Annotated in this window: 14 protein-coding genes; 5 read left to right on the top strand and 9 right to left on the bottom strand. The window is 54.5% G+C overall.

Going from position 1 to position 20,531, the window contains the following annotated elements:
* Positions 1 to 30 precede the first annotated feature (30 nt).
* From HOV93_RS20610 to HOV93_RS20580, 7 genes are all read right to left on the bottom strand, one after another.
* On the bottom strand, positions 31 to 2,928 hold the full coding sequence (locus HOV93_RS20610; protein ID WP_235990724.1) for a PSD1 and planctomycete cytochrome C domain-containing protein: 2,898 nt from the start codon (positions 2,926 to 2,928) through the stop codon (positions 31 to 33).
* Positions 2,915 to 4,576, bottom strand: a complete 1,662-nt coding sequence (locus HOV93_RS20605; RefSeq protein WP_207398425.1) for a LamG-like jellyroll fold domain-containing protein — start codon at positions 4,574 to 4,576, stop codon at positions 2,915 to 2,917. The genes HOV93_RS20610 and HOV93_RS20605 overlap by 14 nt, the downstream gene beginning before the upstream one ends.
* Positions 4,573 to 5,100, bottom strand: coding sequence for a sigma-70 family RNA polymerase sigma factor (locus HOV93_RS20600; protein ID WP_207398424.1), 528 nt, complete (start codon positions 5,098 to 5,100; stop codon positions 4,573 to 4,575). Before HOV93_RS20600 ends, HOV93_RS20605 begins: the two co-directional genes overlap by 4 nt.
* A gap of 446 nt (positions 5,101 to 5,546) precedes the next feature.
* Entirely contained in the window at positions 5,547 to 6,254 is a 708-nt protein-coding gene (locus HOV93_RS20595; protein ID WP_207398423.1) for an ABC transporter ATP-binding protein, read from the bottom strand.
* 3 nt (positions 6,255 to 6,257) lie between these two features.
* On the bottom strand, positions 6,258 to 7,484 hold the full coding sequence (locus tag HOV93_RS20590; protein WP_207398422.1) for an ABC transporter permease: 1,227 nt from the start codon (positions 7,482 to 7,484) through the stop codon (positions 6,258 to 6,260).
* 23 nt (positions 7,485 to 7,507) lie between these two features.
* Positions 7,508 to 8,284, bottom strand: a complete 777-nt coding sequence (locus HOV93_RS20585; RefSeq protein WP_207398421.1) for a hypothetical protein — start codon at positions 8,282 to 8,284, stop codon at positions 7,508 to 7,510.
* 942 nt (positions 8,285 to 9,226) lie between these two features.
* Positions 9,227 to 11,218 (bottom strand): hypothetical protein, encoded by a 1,992-nt coding sequence (locus HOV93_RS20580; RefSeq protein ID WP_207398420.1) that lies wholly within the window; start codon positions 11,216 to 11,218, stop codon positions 9,227 to 9,229.
* A gap of 439 nt (positions 11,219 to 11,657) precedes the next feature.
* On the opposite strand from HOV93_RS20580, the gene HOV93_RS20575 reads away from it, so the two are divergent.
* Positions 11,658 to 12,884: an ATP-grasp domain-containing protein gene (locus tag HOV93_RS20575; protein ID WP_207398419.1), complete on the top strand. Its 1,227-nt coding sequence runs from the start codon at positions 11,658 to 11,660 to the stop codon at positions 12,882 to 12,884.
* A gap of 198 nt (positions 12,885 to 13,082) precedes the next feature.
* Here the strand turns inward: HOV93_RS20575 and HOV93_RS20570 are convergent, their stop codons facing one another.
* A complete protein-coding gene (locus HOV93_RS20570) occupies positions 13,083 to 13,448 on the bottom strand; it encodes a hypothetical protein (protein WP_207398418.1) in 366 nt (121 codons plus the stop codon).
* Positions 13,449 to 13,563: 115 nt separating this feature from the next.
* On the opposite strand from HOV93_RS20570, the gene HOV93_RS20565 reads away from it, so the two are divergent.
* Both HOV93_RS20565 and HOV93_RS20560 read left to right on the top strand, forming a co-directional pair.
* A complete protein-coding gene (locus HOV93_RS20565; RefSeq protein ID WP_207398417.1) occupies positions 13,564 to 16,605 on the top strand; it encodes a PSD1 and planctomycete cytochrome C domain-containing protein in 3,042 nt (1,013 codons plus the stop codon).
* Between the two features lie 15 nt (positions 16,606 to 16,620).
* Complete coding sequence (locus HOV93_RS20560; RefSeq protein WP_207398416.1) at positions 16,621 to 18,048, top strand: DUF1501 domain-containing protein; 1,428 nt, start codon at positions 16,621 to 16,623, stop codon at positions 18,046 to 18,048.
* 3 nt (positions 18,049 to 18,051) lie between these two features.
* On the opposite strand, the gene HOV93_RS20555 is transcribed toward HOV93_RS20560, so the two are convergent.
* A complete protein-coding gene (locus HOV93_RS20555) occupies positions 18,052 to 18,825 on the bottom strand; it encodes a class I SAM-dependent methyltransferase (RefSeq protein ID WP_207398415.1) in 774 nt (257 codons plus the stop codon).
* Between the two features lie 201 nt (positions 18,826 to 19,026).
* Between HOV93_RS20555 and HOV93_RS20550 the strand changes: the two genes are divergently transcribed.
* A complete protein-coding gene (locus HOV93_RS20550) occupies positions 19,027 to 19,341 on the top strand; it encodes a DUF3302 domain-containing protein (protein ID WP_207398414.1) in 315 nt (104 codons plus the stop codon).
* 31 nt (positions 19,342 to 19,372) lie between these two features.
* The gene (locus HOV93_RS20545) at positions 19,373 to 20,497 is read left to right on the top strand and encodes an HlyD family secretion protein (protein WP_207398413.1); all 1,125 of its coding nucleotides are present in this window, start codon (positions 19,373 to 19,375) and stop codon (positions 20,495 to 20,497) included.
* Positions 20,498 to 20,531: the final 34 nt, after the last annotated feature.

Raw genomic sequence — 20,531 nt, 5'->3', positions numbered from 1 at the left:
TGGATACCTTAAGTAGCGTTCGCAGGACGCTTAGTCGACGTACATGAATTCGTTGGAGTTCAACAGCAGCAAGCAAAGATCTGCCAAAGCTCGTGTCTGGGGCGACACGTCCGCTGGCTTGGTATCTTGCTTGTAATTCTCGAACACCGGCAGAATCTCGGTGTACTCGAATACTTCGCCGGAGAACTCTTCCACGAGAGACCGAGTGATCTCAGCGGGATAGGTTGCTGGCTGGGGAGTCTTGCTTGCATGGTACGATTGCATGTCCACTATATAGCGTGAAAGCCGATCGAGTTCCTTTTTCGTGGCATGACGCCCGAGGACCAATCGGAACGCCGAATCAATTTGCGACGGTATCTTCTCAGCGAATGCTTCCAGACGAAGGGCCATCGCGAGTGATCGGTCGATCATGGTGTCGCTGTTGAGCAGCGTGAATACTTGCGGCGTGACTGCGGCTGTCTCTCGCAGTTCACACGAGTCGTTCGGATTGGGTTGATTGAATAACTCCGTGAAGGGATCGGCCTGACCACGAACATGGTAGGCATAAATGGTCCGGCGGTTCCGCAAGTTCGGCGTTGCAGACGGCTGGTAGGCAGGAGCCAACGAGAACTGGATCATCCGCGGTTGCAGAGCGACTTCCATGTTGATCTCAGGCATGATCGGCAAGCCTCCTGTAGAGTGCACCAACTCGCCGGTGATCGACAAAATACCATCCCGTAGTTCTTCCGCACCGAGTCTGCGCCGGGGGAAGTAGCTGAGCAGTTGGTTGTTGGGATCAATCTCGCCGGTCCGATCTGGGGCTTTCGGAATGGAGGAACGACGATAGGCATCCGAGAGCATGATTTCGCGATGCAATCGTTTGATCGTCCAGCCATTTTCCACGAAATCGGACGCCAGGTAGTCGAGTAGTTCGGGATGCGATGGCTTACCACCCTTGGCACCAAGGTTATTGGGGTTTGCTGCGATCGCCTGGCTAAAGTGAGACTGCCAGACGCGGTTCACGATTGCTCGGGAGGTAAGCCCGTTCTCGGGATGGGCGATCCAACGCGCCAATTCCAAACGGCGACCATCGGTATCAGATGTCACCAGGTAGGGTGATTCGGAGGAGGGATTCACAGGGATTCCCACCGCACTTAGCACACCTGGCTGGACGGCATCTCCTAGCGCGGACAGGGCACCGCCGATGAGAATATGCTGCACGAGATCTGTTTTCGGAGCTTTGGGCCGTTTGATGCGCAGCTTGCGAGCAAACGCACCGCCGGATTGAGAAGCTGGCGCGTTGTACACGCTTTGTGCCATGGGAGCAAAGCGTTCCAGGCGACGCGTCCAGATCCATTCGTCTTGCTCGCGGACTTTCAGTTGACCCTGTTCAACGTGATCGAGGCCACAGTGGCGCGGCGGTTTCTCGTCGTCGGGAAGGCTACGCCGCTGGGCTTCGTCTTGGTAGGGCAGATTGTGCTCTTCAAACCACTGTTTCGCGGCTGCTTCCCGTTTCTCGATCAGTTTGCTCTTCTCGTCGACCGCAAATTTCAACATGCGTTCGACATGCTTTTTTTCTGAGTCGAAGCGTGCCTGACTCTCTTCCGGTAGAAAGGGTACTTTTCGTTCGGCCATGTGCGTTGTCGAGAAGGCCGAGTACATCCGGTAATAGTCGCGGGTCGGCAAGGGATCGAACTTATGGTCGTGGCATTTGCAGCACCGCATCGTTTGGCCCAAGAAGGTTTGGCCGGTGACGTTGACCAGGTCGTCGAGATAAATCTGTCGAGCCTCGTCCTTTTCGACCATCGCATTGTCCCATGGTCCCATGCGTAAAAAACCGGTGGCGACAATCCATTCAGACTCTTGTTCGTTGTAGTCACCACTCACTTGCGTCTTGTAAACGTTCTGTTGCTTGCCGCCGGTGCGTTCTCGTACGGACTGATCGGCCAGTTCGTCGCCGGCCAGTTGCTGCACGATGAACTCGTTATAAGGCTTGTCTTGGTTAAATGAACGAATCACATAGTCGCGGTATCGCCACATATTCGATCGTTCGTAGTCGTTCGCCATGCCGCCGGTATCGGAGTAACGCGTGACGTCTAGCCAATGGCGTCCCCAGCGTTCTCCGTAGCGAGGATTGTCGAGCAGTCGATCAATTAGATCGCTCCAGGCCCTGTCGGGATCTTGCGACCACGCCGTCTCAAACGCATCGATTGCCTCGGGGGTTGGCGGTAGTCCCAGCAAGTCCCAGTTGGCTCGAATGACGAGTTGACGTGGCAGAGCCTGCGGTGCGACAGGAAGATTGGCCTCGTCATGTTTTTGATGGACAAAATGATCGATCACTTCGTGAAGGGGCAATACACCGGCCAAGATGTCTTGCTTCGCAGGTAGCTTCTTAAACGCCCATAAGTCATTCGGTTCGTAGCGACGATTGGACCATTCTTCCGATGTTCCCCCGCTGGTCTTCACCAGTTGCCCATCTTCATTCGTTTCGACCTCCCACTCGGCACGGCGAATTTCAGCTTGACGTTCTGCGGAAGGCCAGGCGGCGCCGGCCGCGATCCAATGACGAAGATCCTCGGATTGAGCTTCGCTCAGACGGTCGTTTTCCTTGGGTGGCATTTCATAGCCATTCCAAAGAACGGCCTGGTAGAGTGAACTTTCTTCTGGATTGCCAGGCACCAAAGAAGGTTCGCTGGATTCACCGCCGGCGAGCATCCCCTCGCGGGTAAGCAAATCGAATTCGCCACGCACGTCTTCCGCATCGCCGCCGTGGCAACCGAAGCATTTCGCCTGCAGGACGGGGAGGACCTTCAGCGTGAAGAGTCGCTCAGTTTCTTCGCGATGAGGATCTGGGGACTCTGCCCCGACGACAACTCTTGCGAGTCCCCAGAATCCCAGCAACACGATCACTAACGAGCATCGAGATGCGTATTTCTTACGGTTTGCCATGGTCAAAAATGTCTTGAATTTCATTAGGCGAAAGGGCCGAGGAGAAGATCATGAATTCATCGATACGGCCGTTCAAATTGCGTACGGCAAACTTGGCATCGGGTAGCGTAGGAAGCTCCCAGTTGCCAATCGACGCAGGCCCGATTTGGGCCAAGGATGGCATTTGTTGGGCGGGCACAACATGCCGGCTTAGCTCACGCCCATCGAGGTAATGAGTGATGGTGCGTGAATCCAAATCACAGGTCACGGCCAAGTGAATCCACTTGCCTTGTAACGAGGGATTCCAAAAGGAAGGGGAAAGAGCTTTGAAGTCTTTTGGCCCATCCTTGCTGGCGCGATCGACGGGACGTACCGAAAAGTACAACTGACCCGAGTCAAGGATCTGCCAGTGCGGCTCTCCTTTGTCGTACGAGTCGGTTAGAAATAACGAGTTGAACAGCCGGTCTAGGCTATCGATCCGAGTCCAACACGAAAACGTCAACGACGTGAATTCTCCAGGAATATCGACGCGAACTCGGTCGGCCGGCTGCTTGAATTCTAAGCCGCTTTTCTGCGGCCAGCGTCCATTGACGACCTTGGCGCCAATGATCGCGCCATCCAGATCTTGGTCGACCGGTATAAGATCACAAGCCAACCGGCGCTGCCAATCCGTTAGCCGGTCGAACGCGTAATAGGTCACTAATCGCGAATCGCTGCGGATTGCATCCGACCATTCCTTCCAACGCGTGTACCGTTGACGGTTTTGCTTTTCACTGAGCGATTCAAGTTCGGGTATTCCGATGAAGCTTTCCGGCTGCATCGGTGCGTCAATCAGGTCTCCGGTCTGGTCCATGCTGATGCTTTGACCGGTTGTAATGCGACGGACTTCCTGCGACTGGGGATGCAATTCGACCTCTCCGTCGTATACCTGAACGTCGACTGAATCTAACGAGACAGCCATGCCAAACTCTGTACCCAGGTCGACGACTTTGAGCTTGTCGGCATTCAAAGAAAATCCGCGTGCGGCCGGGGGCACGTTCGCGCGGATCTTGCCTTGGCGAACTCGGGCCTGCTTCGAGGATTCCAATTCGATATTCGCTGGACCTTCTATTACAATCGTTGCTCCACAGAAGAACTCGATTTGGGCCAATCCGCTGCTGAGTTGGAAAGTTCCCGGATTAAGGGCCTCGCCTACCTGGCGCATGGGCTGCCCATCCGGCCAGGTAGGTTCGACCAACCGAGTTAAAATGGCGACGCCTTGAGAGGTGACCTCTTGTACTGCGGAACCCTTGGCGTTCGACGGGTTGGATGCAAGGGGCTGTTCATCCTGGCCAGAATTGGTTCCGCTTGCGAAGATCGACCACGCCACTACGCAGGCCACTAAAATGGAAGCGGCCAGAGTGAAGGCGGCGACCGTCCGCAACCAACTCGATTTCGCGTCGACACTTGTTCGGTGAGGGATTGTGGTCAGAGGATTCACTGCCGAAATTGGCGCGGCATGCGATTCAAGATCCAGCGCGGCAGTTAACATCTGCCACTGCAGGAAATAGCTTCGGGCTTCAGGGTCATCTTGGAGAATCGCCTGAAGACGCGCCAGGTCGGTCTCCGTGAGCGTATCGGCTTCCCATTCGGCCAATAGCAGTTCGAGTTCGTTCAATGGAGCGTTCATGCGTTTCCTTCAGCGGCCAATCGATGTTGAATGCACTGAGCCAGTTGTTTCCGCACGCGTAAGAGAGCAACTTTGATGGCTCCGGCGGTGCGGTTGGATGTTTCCGCGATCTCGTCAAGGCTTTCCGCCTCGAAATAACGCCTCTGAATCAACTGGCGATTTGCTGAATTCAATTGCTGAACGCAGCGGCTGAGTGCTTCGCGAATCCCGTCGATTTGTCCTGCCATTGATTCCGCCTCGCTCGACATCGATTCGATCAGTTCCGAATTGAGAAGCACGCGGTCTCGCTTCCGGTCTCGCAGATTGGCCAGGACCTGAAATCGGGCAATCGAGAAAGCCCACGGCAGAAAAGGTCGACGGGGATCGAACTGGTCGATCTTCCGCCACAAAACGAGATTCGTTTCCTGCAGAACATCCGCCGTATGACTACGCTCTCCGATCAGGGAGAAGATATAGCCATAAAGTCTATTCTGATTCTCGGTGAGAAGTTGAATGAACTGCTCAGTGGGGCTCAGCTCTGCCATCGATCTTCCTTTCAACGGGGACTTACCGTTTCGAGTATCCATGGTTACAGAAAAATTGAAAAGAATACGAGTTTGGAAATATCTTTATTGGTAAGGAGTCGGATTGTGGCGTTAGTGGCTTATTCAGGCCGATTGGTGTCGCAAATGCACAAGACGGTGTGCCGACAAGAATTGTCAATCGCCGGTTGCCCAGGTTTGCTGATGTCGCTGCTGCAACAGATGCCAGCTGCAAGAGGTTCAGCAGCCAGCTCGCTGCCTAAAAAGAAGTAACTAATTCATCGAACCGTACTGTGTTCGATCGCTAGATATCGACAACGATGCTCGCAGGACGAATCAATAGAGAGCGTTCGCAAACCGGCGGTTGGTCGATGACCTGCGCTAGATATCCGCCGATTTGCATTTCCGTTTGTCTGCGGGATTTTTCCCGTTCTAGAGACGTCCTAGTATCAGGCCGCCGTCATTTGCGGTGACGCTGCCGAATTGACTTCGTCCCCATCAACCAGCGTCCCATCAATCAACGTCAACCGTCGCGTTGCTCGGCTAGCGACGCTGGGGTCGTGGGTGACCACGATCAAGGTTCTGCCTTGCTGGTGGCACTGGTCGAAGGTCTGCAGAACAACCTCTCGGCTTGTTGGGTCGAGGTTGCCGGTGGGCTCGTCGGCCAAAATGATCTGGGGATCGTTAACCAACGTACGTGCCAGGGCCACACGTTGCTGTTGCCCGACGCTTAGTTCGGACGGCTTATGATGTAGACGCTCTTCCAAGCCTAGGTGCGTGAGCATCTGCGTGGCACGTTGCTGTTGCTCGTCTGCTGAAACCGTCGAAAAACTGAGTGGAATCTGAACATTCTGCAGCGCTGAAAGGTACGGGATTAGATTGAAGCTTTGAAACACAAAGCCCATCTTCTTTCCGCGAATGGCCGAGCGCTCGGCGACTGAATGTTCGTAAAGGGAGACACCGTCGACAAGTACGCGACCGGTCGAGGGTGTGAGCATCCCTCCGAGCATCGAAAGCAGGGTCGTCTTACCGCTTCCACTCGGGCCGACGATGGCGATGTACTCGCCGTCATCGATTTGCTGAGATTCACACTGAAACGCGGTCAATGCTTGGCCGCGTCGACTGTAATCCTTGCGGATCGCTTCTAGTTGAATCATGGGTTAAACCTCCCGGAAACAAATACATGGATCAAGATGGGCCGCTCCGCGAGCAGGCCACCACGCGGCGACAATCGCGACCAGCGTGGCAACGAGAACGGCAAGCAGCGACGTGCCAATGAGCGGGGTGATCGACACGCCTGCCCAGGCCGGGCCCGCAATGATGGCCGCTACGACGCCGGTCAGGCAGCCGACGCTGCCGGCAGCGAGCCCTAAGATAAATGCCTTGCCGAGGAACAGTTTTTGGATGGTGCCAGGCGTTGCTCCCAGGGCCATCAAGGTACCAATCTCGCGTCGGCGCTCCCGCACGTTCGACGCGATCGCCCCGGCCAAACCGGCGCCACCGACGACGATCATCACGGCCAGCACGATCCACGAGGTCTTTGCCATTAGCGCGTTGACGCCAACCTGAGTTTCGACCACCTGCGAGATCGTCACGACCTTGGCTTCCGGAAGCAGTTCGCGAAGCTGTGGTACCAGGCTGCCGGCGGCGTCTTCACAACAGCCGACAATTTCAATGGCATTGCAGGTCGCATCTTTCTTCCAGATACGTTGAACCGAATGCAGGTGCGCAAACACACGACCATCGTCCACGGTACCAGTGACCGGTAGAACTCCGATGACGGTAAAGTTCTCGTCTTGGAGTTTCAGCCGATCATTGACCCGGCAGTTCAATTTCTGGGAGATGTCGGCTCCCAGTACCAGCGCATTCTTATCGAGATTCTGAATTGCCCGATGCTTAACCAATGCCTCCGGAGCTTCCAAGTCGTTGGTCGTGGCGACGTTGGCCTTGGTGCAGCAGCCGGTTGCCGTTGGGTTCATGAACATCGTCGTTGCTTGCCATGTGGCAAGCGTCTCGACTTCCGACTGAGGCAGAATTCCCGTGACCGCGACCGAGTGACCGTCGAGTTCCGTCGAGACGTTCAAACGTGGGGAAACCTGTTCGACACCGGACAATCCGGCGAGGAAGATTTCAGCGACGTACTCTTCCGGCAACGTACCGCCGTTTTGATCGGCGGCATAATAGTCTTGGAGCGTAGCCTCCTTGGGAAGCACCAAGATGTTGGCTCCCAGGTTAGTTAGTTGCTTCGACACGGCTTCTTCCGAGTGAACCGTGACATGCCGAATCGCCACTAAAGCAGCGACTCCTAGAAAGATCGTCAGGCTGTTGAAGGCCACCCCTGCCGGGCGCGACTTCAACTCGTGCCAGATGATGGAACGAACGTTCATGTGGTATTCTTCCGGGTAAGGGCTTAGCGGCGTGTGGAAGTCGACTGCGATGCCTGGGCATTGCCGGCATGCTTACAATTCGGATCATCGCAACACTTACCGGCCTTGTGGATGGCAGCAGCAATTTGCTCTGCCGTCGATGTGCCTGAGAAGTGACCCACTAGAACTCCGGGAGGTGCGATCAACGCGGCATAAGGTCCTTGGACCTGGTCGGCATCGACCTTCAACTGCTGCATGAGCCGGGCTTCTGACGTATCTTGCACGTTCAACCCGATTAGGGCCATCCGGTCTTTAAACATCGGGTCGAGTTGCAGGGTCCGCACGCCTGCCGGAACAGCGGCTTGTTCCGACTTGGTCAGACAGACGAACACAAGCTTTTGATCTTGTAGATGCTTCATGCAGTCCATCATGACCGGGGGGACAATCGCCGCATCGATGTTGGCCTTGGCAATCTGACGTGAAAACAGACCGGTCACTGCTCCATTAGGAGCAACCGCCACGGTCATGGGCATCGGTGCCCGACTGACCTGGAACTTTTCGGCCATCGCTTGCCCCTGGGCGGAAGCCATGCTAGAGGTTGCGATGGTGGCTTGCTGCGGTTGGCTGGATACGGCCTGTTGCACGACTTGAAGCATCTTTTGAGTCTGCGGAGAGTTGTCTTTGTAGAAGACAATGAAAGTATATTGGCCCGTTTGCTGGGCCTGCTGCAGTGTCGCGTTGACGTCGGTCTGGGCGAAGCTGGCACCGTGCAGGGCAAACAGGCAAGCAAGTGTAAGGACTACATGCGTGATAATCTTCATCAGAATCCTTTCGGATGAAATGTTGTATGAATGAAACGATGCCAGAGCAGCAGCAAGGGCCTCGGCTCTTGGCGTGACGATTAATATTGATTCGTGACGGACCGGCCACTTGACCGATGCATCACCCGGTTGTTGGATTTGTCGAAAACGTAGATGGCCGACCATCATAAGCATTAGGAGAACGATTGAATCAGCCGAGGCCGACTCTAAAGCGTGAGGACAGCCAGGGAGAGATGGAGGCGCACTTTGGGCGTAGCATGCGATGATGTTCTGTGACAAAGTTCCCTTGGACTGTTCTGAGAGACGCTTTCGATCGGCAGATAAGATATCTCCGACCAGAAGGTATCCGCAGGCAGAAGCAGGGCGTTGATCAGCCCGTCGCTGGGAGATTCATTGAGGATGAATGCACACTTGGCCATGCCGCAGCAAAGACACTCATGATGTTGCTGAGGATCTGCGTCGGAGGATGGCTCGGCTATCGTCAAACTGACGGCCGGTTGCAAGCAGAGTTCGACGTAGGCATCGTGCTGGTGATGATCACAGCAAATGCAATTTGCCTGACAGTGCTCGGCGGGGGTGTGATGCTCGCTAGCGGTGAGGCAACGAGCGCAACAGCCGAGCACACAGTGAATAAACACTGCTAGAACTGCCATCATTGCTGTCGCCCGTCGAGGCATACTTCAAGTTCCACGCGATCGGTAATACTTCTGCCTTCGATATATTCGTCCCTCTCGTGGCAGTTTCTGAACGGTTTCTAGCGGAATCAAAGGAAGAGTCAAAGATCAGTCGGAGACCATCGCTGGTCTTTCATGAGGCGCAAAAGGAAGCAATTTCGCAATACTTGATTGGGAAAGCCCAGCAAGGCTCTGTACCCAATGAATTGCGTTTAAGCCATTTGTCGGCTTCGGTAAACGAATTGACTTTTTGAACGGATGTCGATACTCAGTCAGAGGTAGGAACCGCAACCGAGATCTTCGACATCGCCCAGCTTTCGCGTCCGAGCTTGGTCACATTATCGATGACGTTGCCTGGGATAGCCGACTCGTCCCAAACTTCAAGCGGATCGTAGTGGAACAAGTAGAGACGCGAGGCAAACTCGTCGACTGGCAACGAGGACTCGCCGTAGAATTCGCCGCGACCGTGGGTTGAAACGGTAACCCCGTTGCCCCAGTTCTGGCCGCTATCGTTATTGGGGTTGTAGAAGTAAACCCGCGGCTGGCCCGTTTTATCGAGCGCGACCCGCAAAAGGGTCACCGCGTGCCACCCGACAAATCTCGCCATCGAATCCGTTACGGCTACGCCAACCGGCTGGGGATGAATGATCGGAACATTGCCGTTGTAGCTGGGATGGTAGCAAGCATAAAAGCGTCGGATAAAAGCGTTGTACGCTTTCAATTTGCCGGTTTCGACGTTGACGGCAATAGAGAACCCGCGGCCAACACGCCATCCGTGGAACTCTGGATTCACATAGATGTGCGGGTCTTCGCCGGCTCGAGTGGCCAGCCGCGTCATTTCCGCGTACACGCGATCCAGATGAGGTACCAGCACCATCGAGACCGGATCCAAATCTATGCCGATGGTACCTGCCGCACCCTCCTTGAGAAACGCAGAGGAGAGTTGGTGCCCGTGAAACTCCATGAGTACGCCATCGTCGCGTCCGGCCCAGGCCAGCAGTTGCAACAGATAGTCCGGATCGGAATATGCCCATAGCGATAAGGCCCGTGCCGCTTGACAGGTCGCGTTGTCTCCTTGGCCTACACCCAATGGTTGACCGAGCACGCTGATTACACCGCCGAGCAAGTGCACATCCGCCGAGTGTTCCAATCCGCACGCATTGCCGATACGCTGCTGGACGGCATGGGTAAGCGGCAAGTTTATCTGCCGCCAAAGCGAGGAAGCGACACCCGGATAATGAAGAACGGCGCGTTCAAGCAAACTTGCGAGCCCATACAGACACTGGCAGGTTTCCGGATGAACGGCTTTATCGATCAACGCATGGACAAGCTGTCGATAAGTCAGGTAGCTGTCGATTCCCGTCGCGCTAAGGCCCAATGCCGAAGCGATTAGGTTGGGGGCCTGGGTAAGCAGGTGACGTAGCAATACGCCGTGGTAAGGAGAAACGAGCCCCGTATCATGCATTGCTCTGGCCGCGGAGTTCGCTTCGTTCTGAAGCGAAATTTCATCCATCTGCATTAACCGCTCGGTATAAACTTCGGTGCCGGGGTCTTCCCGGGAGGCGGTCGTCGGGCTGTACAACGCACTGATCAGTCGGTCCGCTCCGATGGGGATGGCGGTGGTTTCATGCTGGTCGTCGTAACAATAGGCAGCCAGCTTCGTCACCATCGTGCGAATAGGCGCCACGTTGATCGGTCGCTGATAGAGCAGACGCCAGATCTCTTCGACGAGTTGTCCTAATAGATCGTCGTAGCCTATCGTCTCGGCAACGAAAAGTAGCACGCGTCCCGCAGCAACGGATTGGGTTCTTTCTAGACGAGCCGCTTCCGTCTGACGCTCAAAGATGTGATCGAGACTTAATGCAAGAACCTTCCGCAGGTAATTGACTGCCTGTTCGGCGGATAATCCTAAACGCGTAGTCTGTCCTTGCGAGATGGCGAGCAGACGCAACTGACTAAGGCATTCCAGCGTAATGGTCCATGCCTGACCGCAAGACAGAGTGATGGGTACCAGGCTGGCCTGCAGACGGTCGGGATGATCCCAATCCGTTTCTGCGAATACTCCTGCACGGTCAAAACGATCGGCGAAATGATACATGGCCGCAGGTCCACCATCGCAGCGGAGAACACGCTCAGCCGTATCGAGTACGCGACCAATGTGCTTTCGCTTGGTAAACGAGGGCGAATGCTCGAACTTTTCGAGAGCGGAGGAAAATCGCTCGATCGAAGTTTGAAGATGGTTCGACGACGGTCGATTCATCACAATCCTTCTTAAAGAAAACGGGCATGATTCCTTCGCCCTTATATCAACAATTTTGCAAACTCATTCGTCGCGAACTTCATCACGATTCTGCGACACCCAGGCCAGAGCCTAGGGAAACTCTCAATCTTGGGGGCGATAGACGCCACGAAATATAGTATAGTGATTGTCTAGTAAGTTTGTCAGTCTTGGCAACGGCAAGACGGTATCCAGGTTTTCCGAAAACACTTGTCGATCAAGACATTCAATGTGCAATTGGCACGCTGGATGCACACTCAAACAACGTTCGCACAATAATTCTTAGCGGCATCGCTCTTCCGAGCGTTATAGCACCCGCCATTTATCGCGGTGCCTCAGGGAACTTCCCTGAACTGTAAGTTGTGCGATACATCGCTCTTTAAAACCGCAAAAACAACTAGTTGAAAGATGGCAGCTTCTTATGAGCAACAAGGATCCCAATAAAGGTTATATCGCACTTCTCGGGTGGTCCCTGGGCGCGATCGAAGCCGCAGAAAACTTTGATCGTCGCTACATCGTCGTCGCTCCAGATTGGGCCGAGGACTACGCCAAAGAGCACAATATTCCGTACATCCCCTGGAATTTCGAACGCCTCAACGAACGCTCGATCGAAATTGCTGAACGGCTGAAAGAGGAGGGGGTCGACGTTGCGATTCCGCTTTACGAAGAGACAGTCGAGTGGGCCGGAGCCATCAACTCGATGTTGTTTGACAATCCCAGGCTGCATGGTCAGGCTGTTCTCTTCCGAGATAAAGCATTGATGAAACGCCGAGCACAGTTGGGTGGCATTCGTGTTGGAATCTTTGAAGAAGCACACGACCGAGACGATGTTATCCGTTTCATCCGCCGAGTGAACCAAACACTCTTGAAGCTAGATGGTGACGTAGACGATCCGATTCACTTGAAAGCATTCGACAAGGCAGGCTGTCTGGGGCATCGCGTCGTCCGTACGCCGGAAGATGTCGAGCGTATTCCTGAAGATGAGTTCCCTGTCTTGATGGAAAGCCATCTCGATGGTTGGGAGTTCGCCGTCGAGGCTTGGATTCACGACGGTAAAATTTGCTTTCTCAATATCTCGGAATACGTGCATCTGGGCTATTCCGTCTTCGTTCCGGCCACGCCGGAACTGGAGAAATGGCGGCCCCGAATCGTAGAAGAAGTTGAAAAGCTGATCAAAACTTTCGACATTAAATTCGGTCAGATTCACCCTGAGTATTTTGTCACAAGCGATGGGACACTTTACTTTGGTGAGGTTGCTTACCGCCCACCAGGCTTCAAGGCATTCGAGTTGATTGAAAGAGCGTATGGCTTTAACGCCTATCAAGCCTCGATACTCGTCTTCGATCCGAAGACGACCACGGAAGAAATCAAAGCGTTTTTCCCAAAAGAAGTGGAAGATGCCAAGGGGCACGCTGGCTGCTTCGGCGTGTACCCACGACGCCGGGTCATTAGCAATTTGCAGATCCCCGACGAGACGAAGGATCACGAGTACTTCGAGTACCACGAATTACCTTCGCCGCTGGAAGGCAAAGTCACCAAACGGACGGCCTTCGGGACGCACTGGGGCTTGGTGTTTTTCTTTGGAGACGATCCCTACAAGTTGCGCGACTTACTGCTGGCTCAGGAAGAACTGGATTACTACGTCTAGTTGATTTCCCGAAGGCCTATTCGCCAGATCGACCATTGCCCGGCCTGGGTAGTCCCAGGCTGGTGTTGGCTGGGATGTAGGGAGACGGCCAAAACTACCGCATCATGCCGACCTCCTGTAAACCAGGAGACATGCATCTTGCCAGCAATCGACCGCCAATATCTTTTGGGTATGTGGGGCACGGTGCTAATTGCTCTGTTATCGGCCAACTCGCAGGTATTGGCTCAGCCAGCGAACGGTCACATACGTTTGCCAAAGTATGTCGTGTTGGAAGGGAGGACCGGACCAAGGGCCGGGAAGAGATGAGAAGGCCATCACTTCGGCGTGGTTGAATCCTATTTCCGTATGGGAGAACGCGCTGACTTCGACGACACGATCAAATGTCGTCAGGAATTGGAAGCCCTTTTCGACGCCGGCGCGATACGGTAAGAGTTCTATGGCAGCTTTCCTCTCCAATTGAGAATTCTTGAAGAGCTGCTCGTTGCGCTTCAGCAGTGGCAAAACGGTGAAAAATTGCGAGCCGACGGCAAACAAGCATGACGGCAATTCGGGCGATGTTGCCATGCCGTGTCGCGATTTGGTGTGGTAGTCGGCGGTTTTTATGCAGGTTTGGCCAATCGGGCAAATAGGTTTATACTTTACGTGGTCTTTTCCCCTGCCTAGCACTCTGGAACGCACTATGCCGTTTCTTCGCTTCCTCATCTGTTTTGCTACTTCGATCGCGGCTGCAAGTATCGGATCGCGGCCAGCTCTTGCCGAGAATTCGATTGATTTCAACCGCGACATTCGCCCTATCTTCGCCGCAAGATGCTTTGCGTGCCATGGCCCGGATGAGTCGCATCGCGAGGCCGATCTGCGGTTGGACGAGCGCGATGCGGCCGTTGACTATGGCGCGATCGTGCCAGGCACGCCGGACGAGAGCCTATTGCTCGAGCGGATCATGACGGACGATCCGGACTTGCAGATGCCTCCTCCGCACACCAACGACACCCTGACGACCGAGCAGAAAGCAAAGTTTCGCCAGTGGATTGAAGAGGGCGCCCCTTATGCCGAGCACTGGGCATTCGTGCCGCCTGAGAAGCCACCTTTGCCGGAAGTTGCAAACCCAAGCTGGCCAAGCGGCGGGATTGATCGATTCGTGCTTGCCCGCCTCGAAAAAGCAGGGCTGACGCCATCGCCCGAAGCAGATCGCTACGCGCTGGTTCGTCGTGTCTATCTAGACCTGATTGGTTTGCCGCCCACGCCGGCCGAGGCGGATGCTTTCGTGAACGATCAGGATCCTCAGGCATACGAGAAACTAGTCGATCGCTTGCTCACCTCGTCGCATTACGGCGAACGTTGGGCTCGCGAGTGGTTGGATCTGGCACGTTACTCCGATACCAACGGTTACGAGAAAGATCGTCAACGTTCGATCTGGCCATATCGTGACTGGGTCATTCGTGCGATTAACGAGGACATGCCGTTCGATCAATTCACAATCCAGCAGATCGCCGGCGATATGCTGCCGGACGCGACTCAAAGTCAAAAGATCGCTACCGGTTTTCATCGCAATACCATGCTAAACGAAGAAGGGGGGATCGACCCGCTAGAGTATCGTTTCTACGCAATGGTGGACCGCGTAGCCACGACTGGGACCGTTTGGCTCGGGCTGACGGTAGGATGTGCGCAGTGCCATACGCACAAATACGATCCGATCACGCATACGGACTATTACTCGTTTATGGCGATGTTGAATAACGCGGACGAGCCTGACTTGCGAATCCATGCTTCTGATGTTGCCCAGCGTCGTCAAGAGATCGCCGCGCAGATCGAGAAGTTGTCAGCGGAACTTGCCAGCCAGTTTCCGCCAGCTGAAGGGGAGGGCGAACAGGAAGAGCGTCGTCAAGCGAACCTGCAGGCAAAACGCTCCTCTTGGTTGGCATCGGCACGACAAGAGGCGGCCCCGTGGCAGACGCTTCGAGCGACTAAGTCTGAAAGCAGTTTGCCGAAGCTCGAGTCACTTCCAGATCACTCGATTCTATCCAGTGGCGATATTACTAAACGCGATGTGTTTACCGTGACGTACTCACTCGACGCGAACCAGTTACCGCTAACGGCAATTCGGCTAGAGGTCATGGCAGACCCTCGCTTACCGGACGGCGGCCCCGGCCGCGCTTACTACGAAGGCCGAGAAGGGGACTTCTTTCTCAGCGAGCTTTCGGCCAGTTTCGCTGGTCAGCCGATCAAGCTGGATGGTGCTTCGCATAGCTATGGGAAGATCGGCATCGGCAGCGGCAGCGGCAATGCCGATGCAGCCAACGTACTTGATGGAAACGGTTCGACTGGCTGGTCGACCGCCGAGAGGGAAGGGGAGTCGCATCAGTTGGTTGTTAACTTGGTGGAGCCCATTACAACGGCAGGCGAGCTTAAGATCGAACTGCTATTTGAGCGGCACTTCGCTGCTAGTGTCGGTCGATTCCGTGTCTCAGCGACTGCGGTGGACCGGCCGGTATCTGCTAAGGAAATGCCCGTCGAAGTAGAAGCGTTGCTCGTAAAACCACCTGAAGAACTCTCGCCGCAGCAACAAAAGCAAATCGATCAATACTATCTGTCGGTCACCCCGGAACTGGCCGAGGCTCGCAAACCGATCGAAGCATTGCGGAGCAAACTGCCTGAGTTCCCGAAGACCCTTGTCATGCAAGAGCGTCCTGCCGATAACCCACGGAAAACGTTTCTGCATCACCGCGGCGAGTACTTGAGCCCGAAAGAGTTGGTCACGCCGCGCGTGCCAAAGTTTCTTCGTGATGACTCGTTCGAGGGGCCTACCAATCGGTTGGAACTGGCACAGTGGTTGGTCAGCGAAGAGAATCCGTTGACTGCCCGAGTTGTCGTCAACCGATCCTGGCAGACGCTGTTTGGTCGCGGTCTGGCAGAAAGTAGCGGAGACTTCGGCACGCAGTCCGATCCACCGACACATCCGAAGCTGCTCGACTATCTGGCCTGCTCGTTGATGGAAAGCGGCTGGTCGATGAAATCGCTCCATCGTCAGATTGTCCTTAGTGCTACCTATCGGCAGACGGCCGACGTTTCTGCGGAGCATCGCGTAAACGACCCTGCGAATCGGCTGCTCTCGCGAGGTCCAAGGTTTCGAGTCGATGCGGAAATAGTCCGAGACATGATGCTTGCTGCCAGTGGCAAGTTTTCGGACAAGATGTACGGCCCTGGTGTATTTCCGCCGCAGCCAGAGAGTGTGACCGCGCTCGCCTATGGCAGTTTTCAGTGGAAACCGTCGACAGGTAACGATCGATATCGTCGCTCGATTTATACGTTTAGCAAACGGACAACTCCATTCGCGGCGTTCTCCGTTTTCGATGCTCCCAGTGGTGAGGTTTGTACGGCTAAACGAGATCGCAGCAATACGCCGCTTCAAGCGCTTACGCTGTTGAACGATGCGATGTACGTCGAGTTGGCTCAAGCATTGGCATTTGCATCGCAGCACAACGCTTCCACACCAGAAGAAATCGCTGAGAACATCTTCCGGCGATTGCTGACACGGCCTCCCGAAGAAGACGAATTGAAAGCGATCTTTGCGTATCGAAATCAACAGCTCAGTCGTCTTCTGAGCGGAGAACTAGACGTTCAGGCTATCGGCTCGCAGAAATCGAACTCGCCGGAACAAGCGGCTTGGGCCATGGTGGCTCGCTCGCTGATGAACTTGGATGAAGCCGTTACCAAACCGTAAGAAACCATACACGTTATGAACTGGCTACAAGAACAAACGCGCCGGCACTTCTTCCGTAACTGCGGTGTAGGAATTGGCAAGATAGCATTGGCGTCGCTCCTGGCTCAATCGAGCGAAGCCCTGGCTGAAGAGCCCAGCCCATTCACGCCCAAGCCGACGCACTTTCCGGCGAAGGCCAAGCGGGTCATCTACCTGTTCATGGCCGGCGCACCGAGTCAGTTAGAGCTGTTCGATTATAAACCCAAGCTGGCCGAGATGGAGGGGAAGCCGATTCCGCCTTCGGTGATTGACGGTCAGAGGTATGCGTTCATTCAGCCGGACGCGGCAGTGCTTGGTCCACGTTTTAAATTTGCTCGTCACGGCCAGTGCGGTGCGGAACTCTCAGAGATGCTGCCTGGCTTGTCCAAGGTCGTCGATGACATCGCAATCGTGCGATCGGTTTATACCGACCATTTCAATCATTCTCCGGCTCAACTCTTTTGCAACACTGGTAACGGTGTGCCTGGGCGGCCGAGCATGGGGTCTTGGCTCAGCTATGGCTTGGGCAACGAAGCCGACGACTTGCCCTCGTTTGTGGTGCTTAAGAGTGGCGGCAGTCTCAGTGGCGGAGCCGCTATGTGGAACGCCGGTTTCCTGCCGTCGGTTCATCAGGGCGTGCCGTTTCGTGGTTTAGGAGATCCGATCTTGCACGTTAGCAATCCGCCAGGCTACGACCAACGAGCACAACGCGATTCTTTGGACCTGATCCGCCATCTTAACGGCAAACAGCTTGAAGAGATCGGCGATCCTGAAATTCGCACGCGTATGGAAGCCTATGAGATGGCCTTTCGCATGCAGTCCCGGGCCCCGGAGCTAATGGACTATTCGCAAGAGTCTCAAGAGACACTGGATTTATACGGGGCCGATCCCAAAGACCCAAAGAGCGAATTTGCTACCAACTGTTTAATGGCTCGACGCTTGGCCGAACGGGGTGTTCGCTTTGTGCAGGTTTATCACGCCGGTTGGGACCATCACAGTAATGTCGAAGGTGGTATTCGCAGTCAGGCCAAGCAAACCGATCAGGCCTGTGCGGCTTTAGTCGAGGACCTTCGTCGCCGTGGTATGCTTGACGATACGCTGATTGTGTGGGGGGGCGAGTTTGGCCGCACGCCGATGGTCGAAGCAAGTGCCGCACTCGGCCGAAGTAAGGGACGCGATCATCATCCTCAGGCTTTTTCCATGTGGATGGCCGGAGGGGGGATCAAGCCTGGGCTATCGTTCGGCAAGACAGACGAACTGGGGTTTAATGTTGTCGAGAACAAAGTGCACGTGCATGACGTTCAAGCTACCATCCTCAAATGCCTAGGCATCGATCACTCTAAACTTACGTTCCGTCACCGCGGGTTGAATTTTAAGCTGACCGGCGTGGAAGAGCATCACCCGATCGAAGAACTTCTGGTGTGATGCTTACGTTTCTGAATTCCGCTGCACCACGAAGTGTTCGCTGAACGTGTTGATCTCGATGTGATCTTGACGAACGTACGGATCGAATTCTTCGAGTAGTTTTTCGCGGGGAATCTGTCGCAAGTAGTCTCCGAAAAGGAAACGCAGAATCTTCCAGCGGTTCTCTTCGCTGTCTGGAAAGCGAAGTTGGTAATGCGAGGGAGAATTATCAACGCAAACATTGTGGACGGCAAGTATCGTTTCCACGTCCTGGGCGATGTAAAAGGGAATCGGCTGGTCGAGCAAGCCAAAGCCAACTTTCCACAGCTTGATCAAGGCGTTCTCCGACCCTGCAATCGCCAAAAGCATTTTGCCTTCGGGATGCAAACGTTCCAATAGCTGTGCGACGGTCTGCCCCAGGTCTTCGGCGTAGTAAAGAACATGATTGGAAAGGATGATATCGAAAGTCGGCCGCTGGTCGTACGAGGCTTCCCCCAGGCTCGCAATCGCATGATCGCTGAAACGAGATAAACGTTCGGCTGCCGTTTCCTGTTGATGATCGACCGGTTCAAAGAGAGTCAGATACAACGATGCGGTGGGCCATGCTAGAGTCTCTAGCAATTGCCGGCTGAACTCTCCGGTACCGCAACCAAAGTCAAGCAGGTGAACGACCGATCGGTTGTCCGCAAATCGTGCCAATTGGCGGGCATATTCCTGAACGTCACTTTTTGCCTCGGTGGCATGCGACATGAAAAACGCGTAATCCGTTTCTATCGCGCCAAAGTCTTTCGCTGCCATGGTGATTCTCAAGTTGCTGGGCGAGGAGCTCACTGAACAAACATTCGATTTGATGGATCATAAAGAGGATACCATTGCCCAGGTTAAGACGAAACGAATTGCCTGGAAAAACAATGACGCATGAAGTACGGCTTGCTAGACTAAGGAAACGAATTTAAATAACTCACGGAAACTATTCCGTTTGCTCTCTGGATAAGACCTATGGATTTCGCCACTCTGTTTGCCTGGTTTGTTATCGCGGTGCTGTTTTTTGTGGTTGTCGCCGCGATTGTTGCCGTGGGATCTCTCCCGGGTCGTCTTGCCCGGCAGCGAAATCATCCCCATGCCGATGCTATTAATGCGGCGAGTTGGATCGGGCTGGCGTTGGGGGGGATTGCCTGGCCGATTGCGTTTGTGTGGGCGTTTATTCCTTTCGGCAATGAGGCTTCCGCAGGTAATGACGAAGTGGAAACGCTGCGAAAGCAAGTCGCCCAGCTTCAGGCTGAACTCTCTTCATTGAAGAACGCATCGGCATAAGAATTCTCGCCCCAACAAGAATTGGTTCACGATGATTGCCTTGTTTATCATTTTGTATGTGACGGGGATTTGGCTCTTCTATATTAAGATGAAGGTCAAACCGACGCCAGTGAATCTAGCTGTATCTGCCGTGATTGGGATTGTCGCGGTTGGTGCGATCGTGATCTTTTGGCAATTCTCGGCACCAACCACTAGCCAACTAGTGGTTACGCGGCACACGATTCAAATCGTGCCGCAAGTGAAAGGACACATTGCCAAGATCGAGGCCAAGCCCAACGTTCCACTAATCAAAGGAAAGGATATCCTGTTCGAGATTCAAAAGAATCCTTTCCAGTTCGCGGTAAACCAGAGCAAAGCGGCCGTTAGTGCAGCCGAGAAAACCGTTGAGCAACTACAAGCGGGCCTTAAAGTTGCGGATGCAACCATCCAAGAGTCGATGGCCAGCCTCGAGGCCGCCAAGGCAGACTTGGCGGCTAAGGAAGATGCCAACGAACGTTCGCCAGGTGCTGTGAGCGCCTTGGAGCTTACCGAGCTTCGCGCCAAGGTTGCGGCCTCGGAAGCTGGCGTCGACAAATCGAACGCGGCCAAAGAAGTGTCTGCGTTTTCCTTGCAGACGGCTCAGCAGCAAGTCGCCCTCGCTGAGGCCCAACTCGATACAACCCAGTTCAATCTCGAGCAATGTACCTATTACGCGCCGGCCGATGGTTTTGTTACTAACTGGCAAGTGCGCGAAGGGGCGATGGCCGTGCCGCTGCCGTTCTCGCCGATGGGAACGTTTGTCGATACGTCCGATGTCGATGTGGTAGGTGTGTTCAGTCAAAACGTCCTTAAGAACGTTGCTTCGGGAGATCGAGTTGAAGTTGCGTTGAAGAATCACCCAGGGCAGGTGTTCACAGGCACCGTCGATTCGGTGATTCAAGGTAGCGGGGAAGGCCAGTTCGTGACTTCTGGAAAGTTGTTGGATGCTGCCAGCGTTCATTCCAGCGGAAAGTTTGCCGTTAAGATTGCACTCGACGATAGAGAACTCGCCAAGACGCTGCCCATGGGAACTGCCGGAATGGCAACCATCTACACCCAAAAAGGAAAGCCTTTTCAAATCATTAGTACTGTCACTGTTCGGATAAAGGCCTGGATGTACTATCTCCTGCCGATGTAAACCGTATGAAACTCGCGTGAAATCCCCGTTCTCT

The sequence above is a fragment of the Bremerella alba genome (genome assembly GCF_013618625.1).
In the GTDB taxonomy this organism is placed as follows: domain Bacteria; phylum Planctomycetota; class Planctomycetia; order Pirellulales; family Pirellulaceae; genus Bremerella; species Bremerella alba.
Note: the sequence above shows the minus strand (reverse complement) of the source record. Positions and strands in the feature narration are given on the sequence as shown.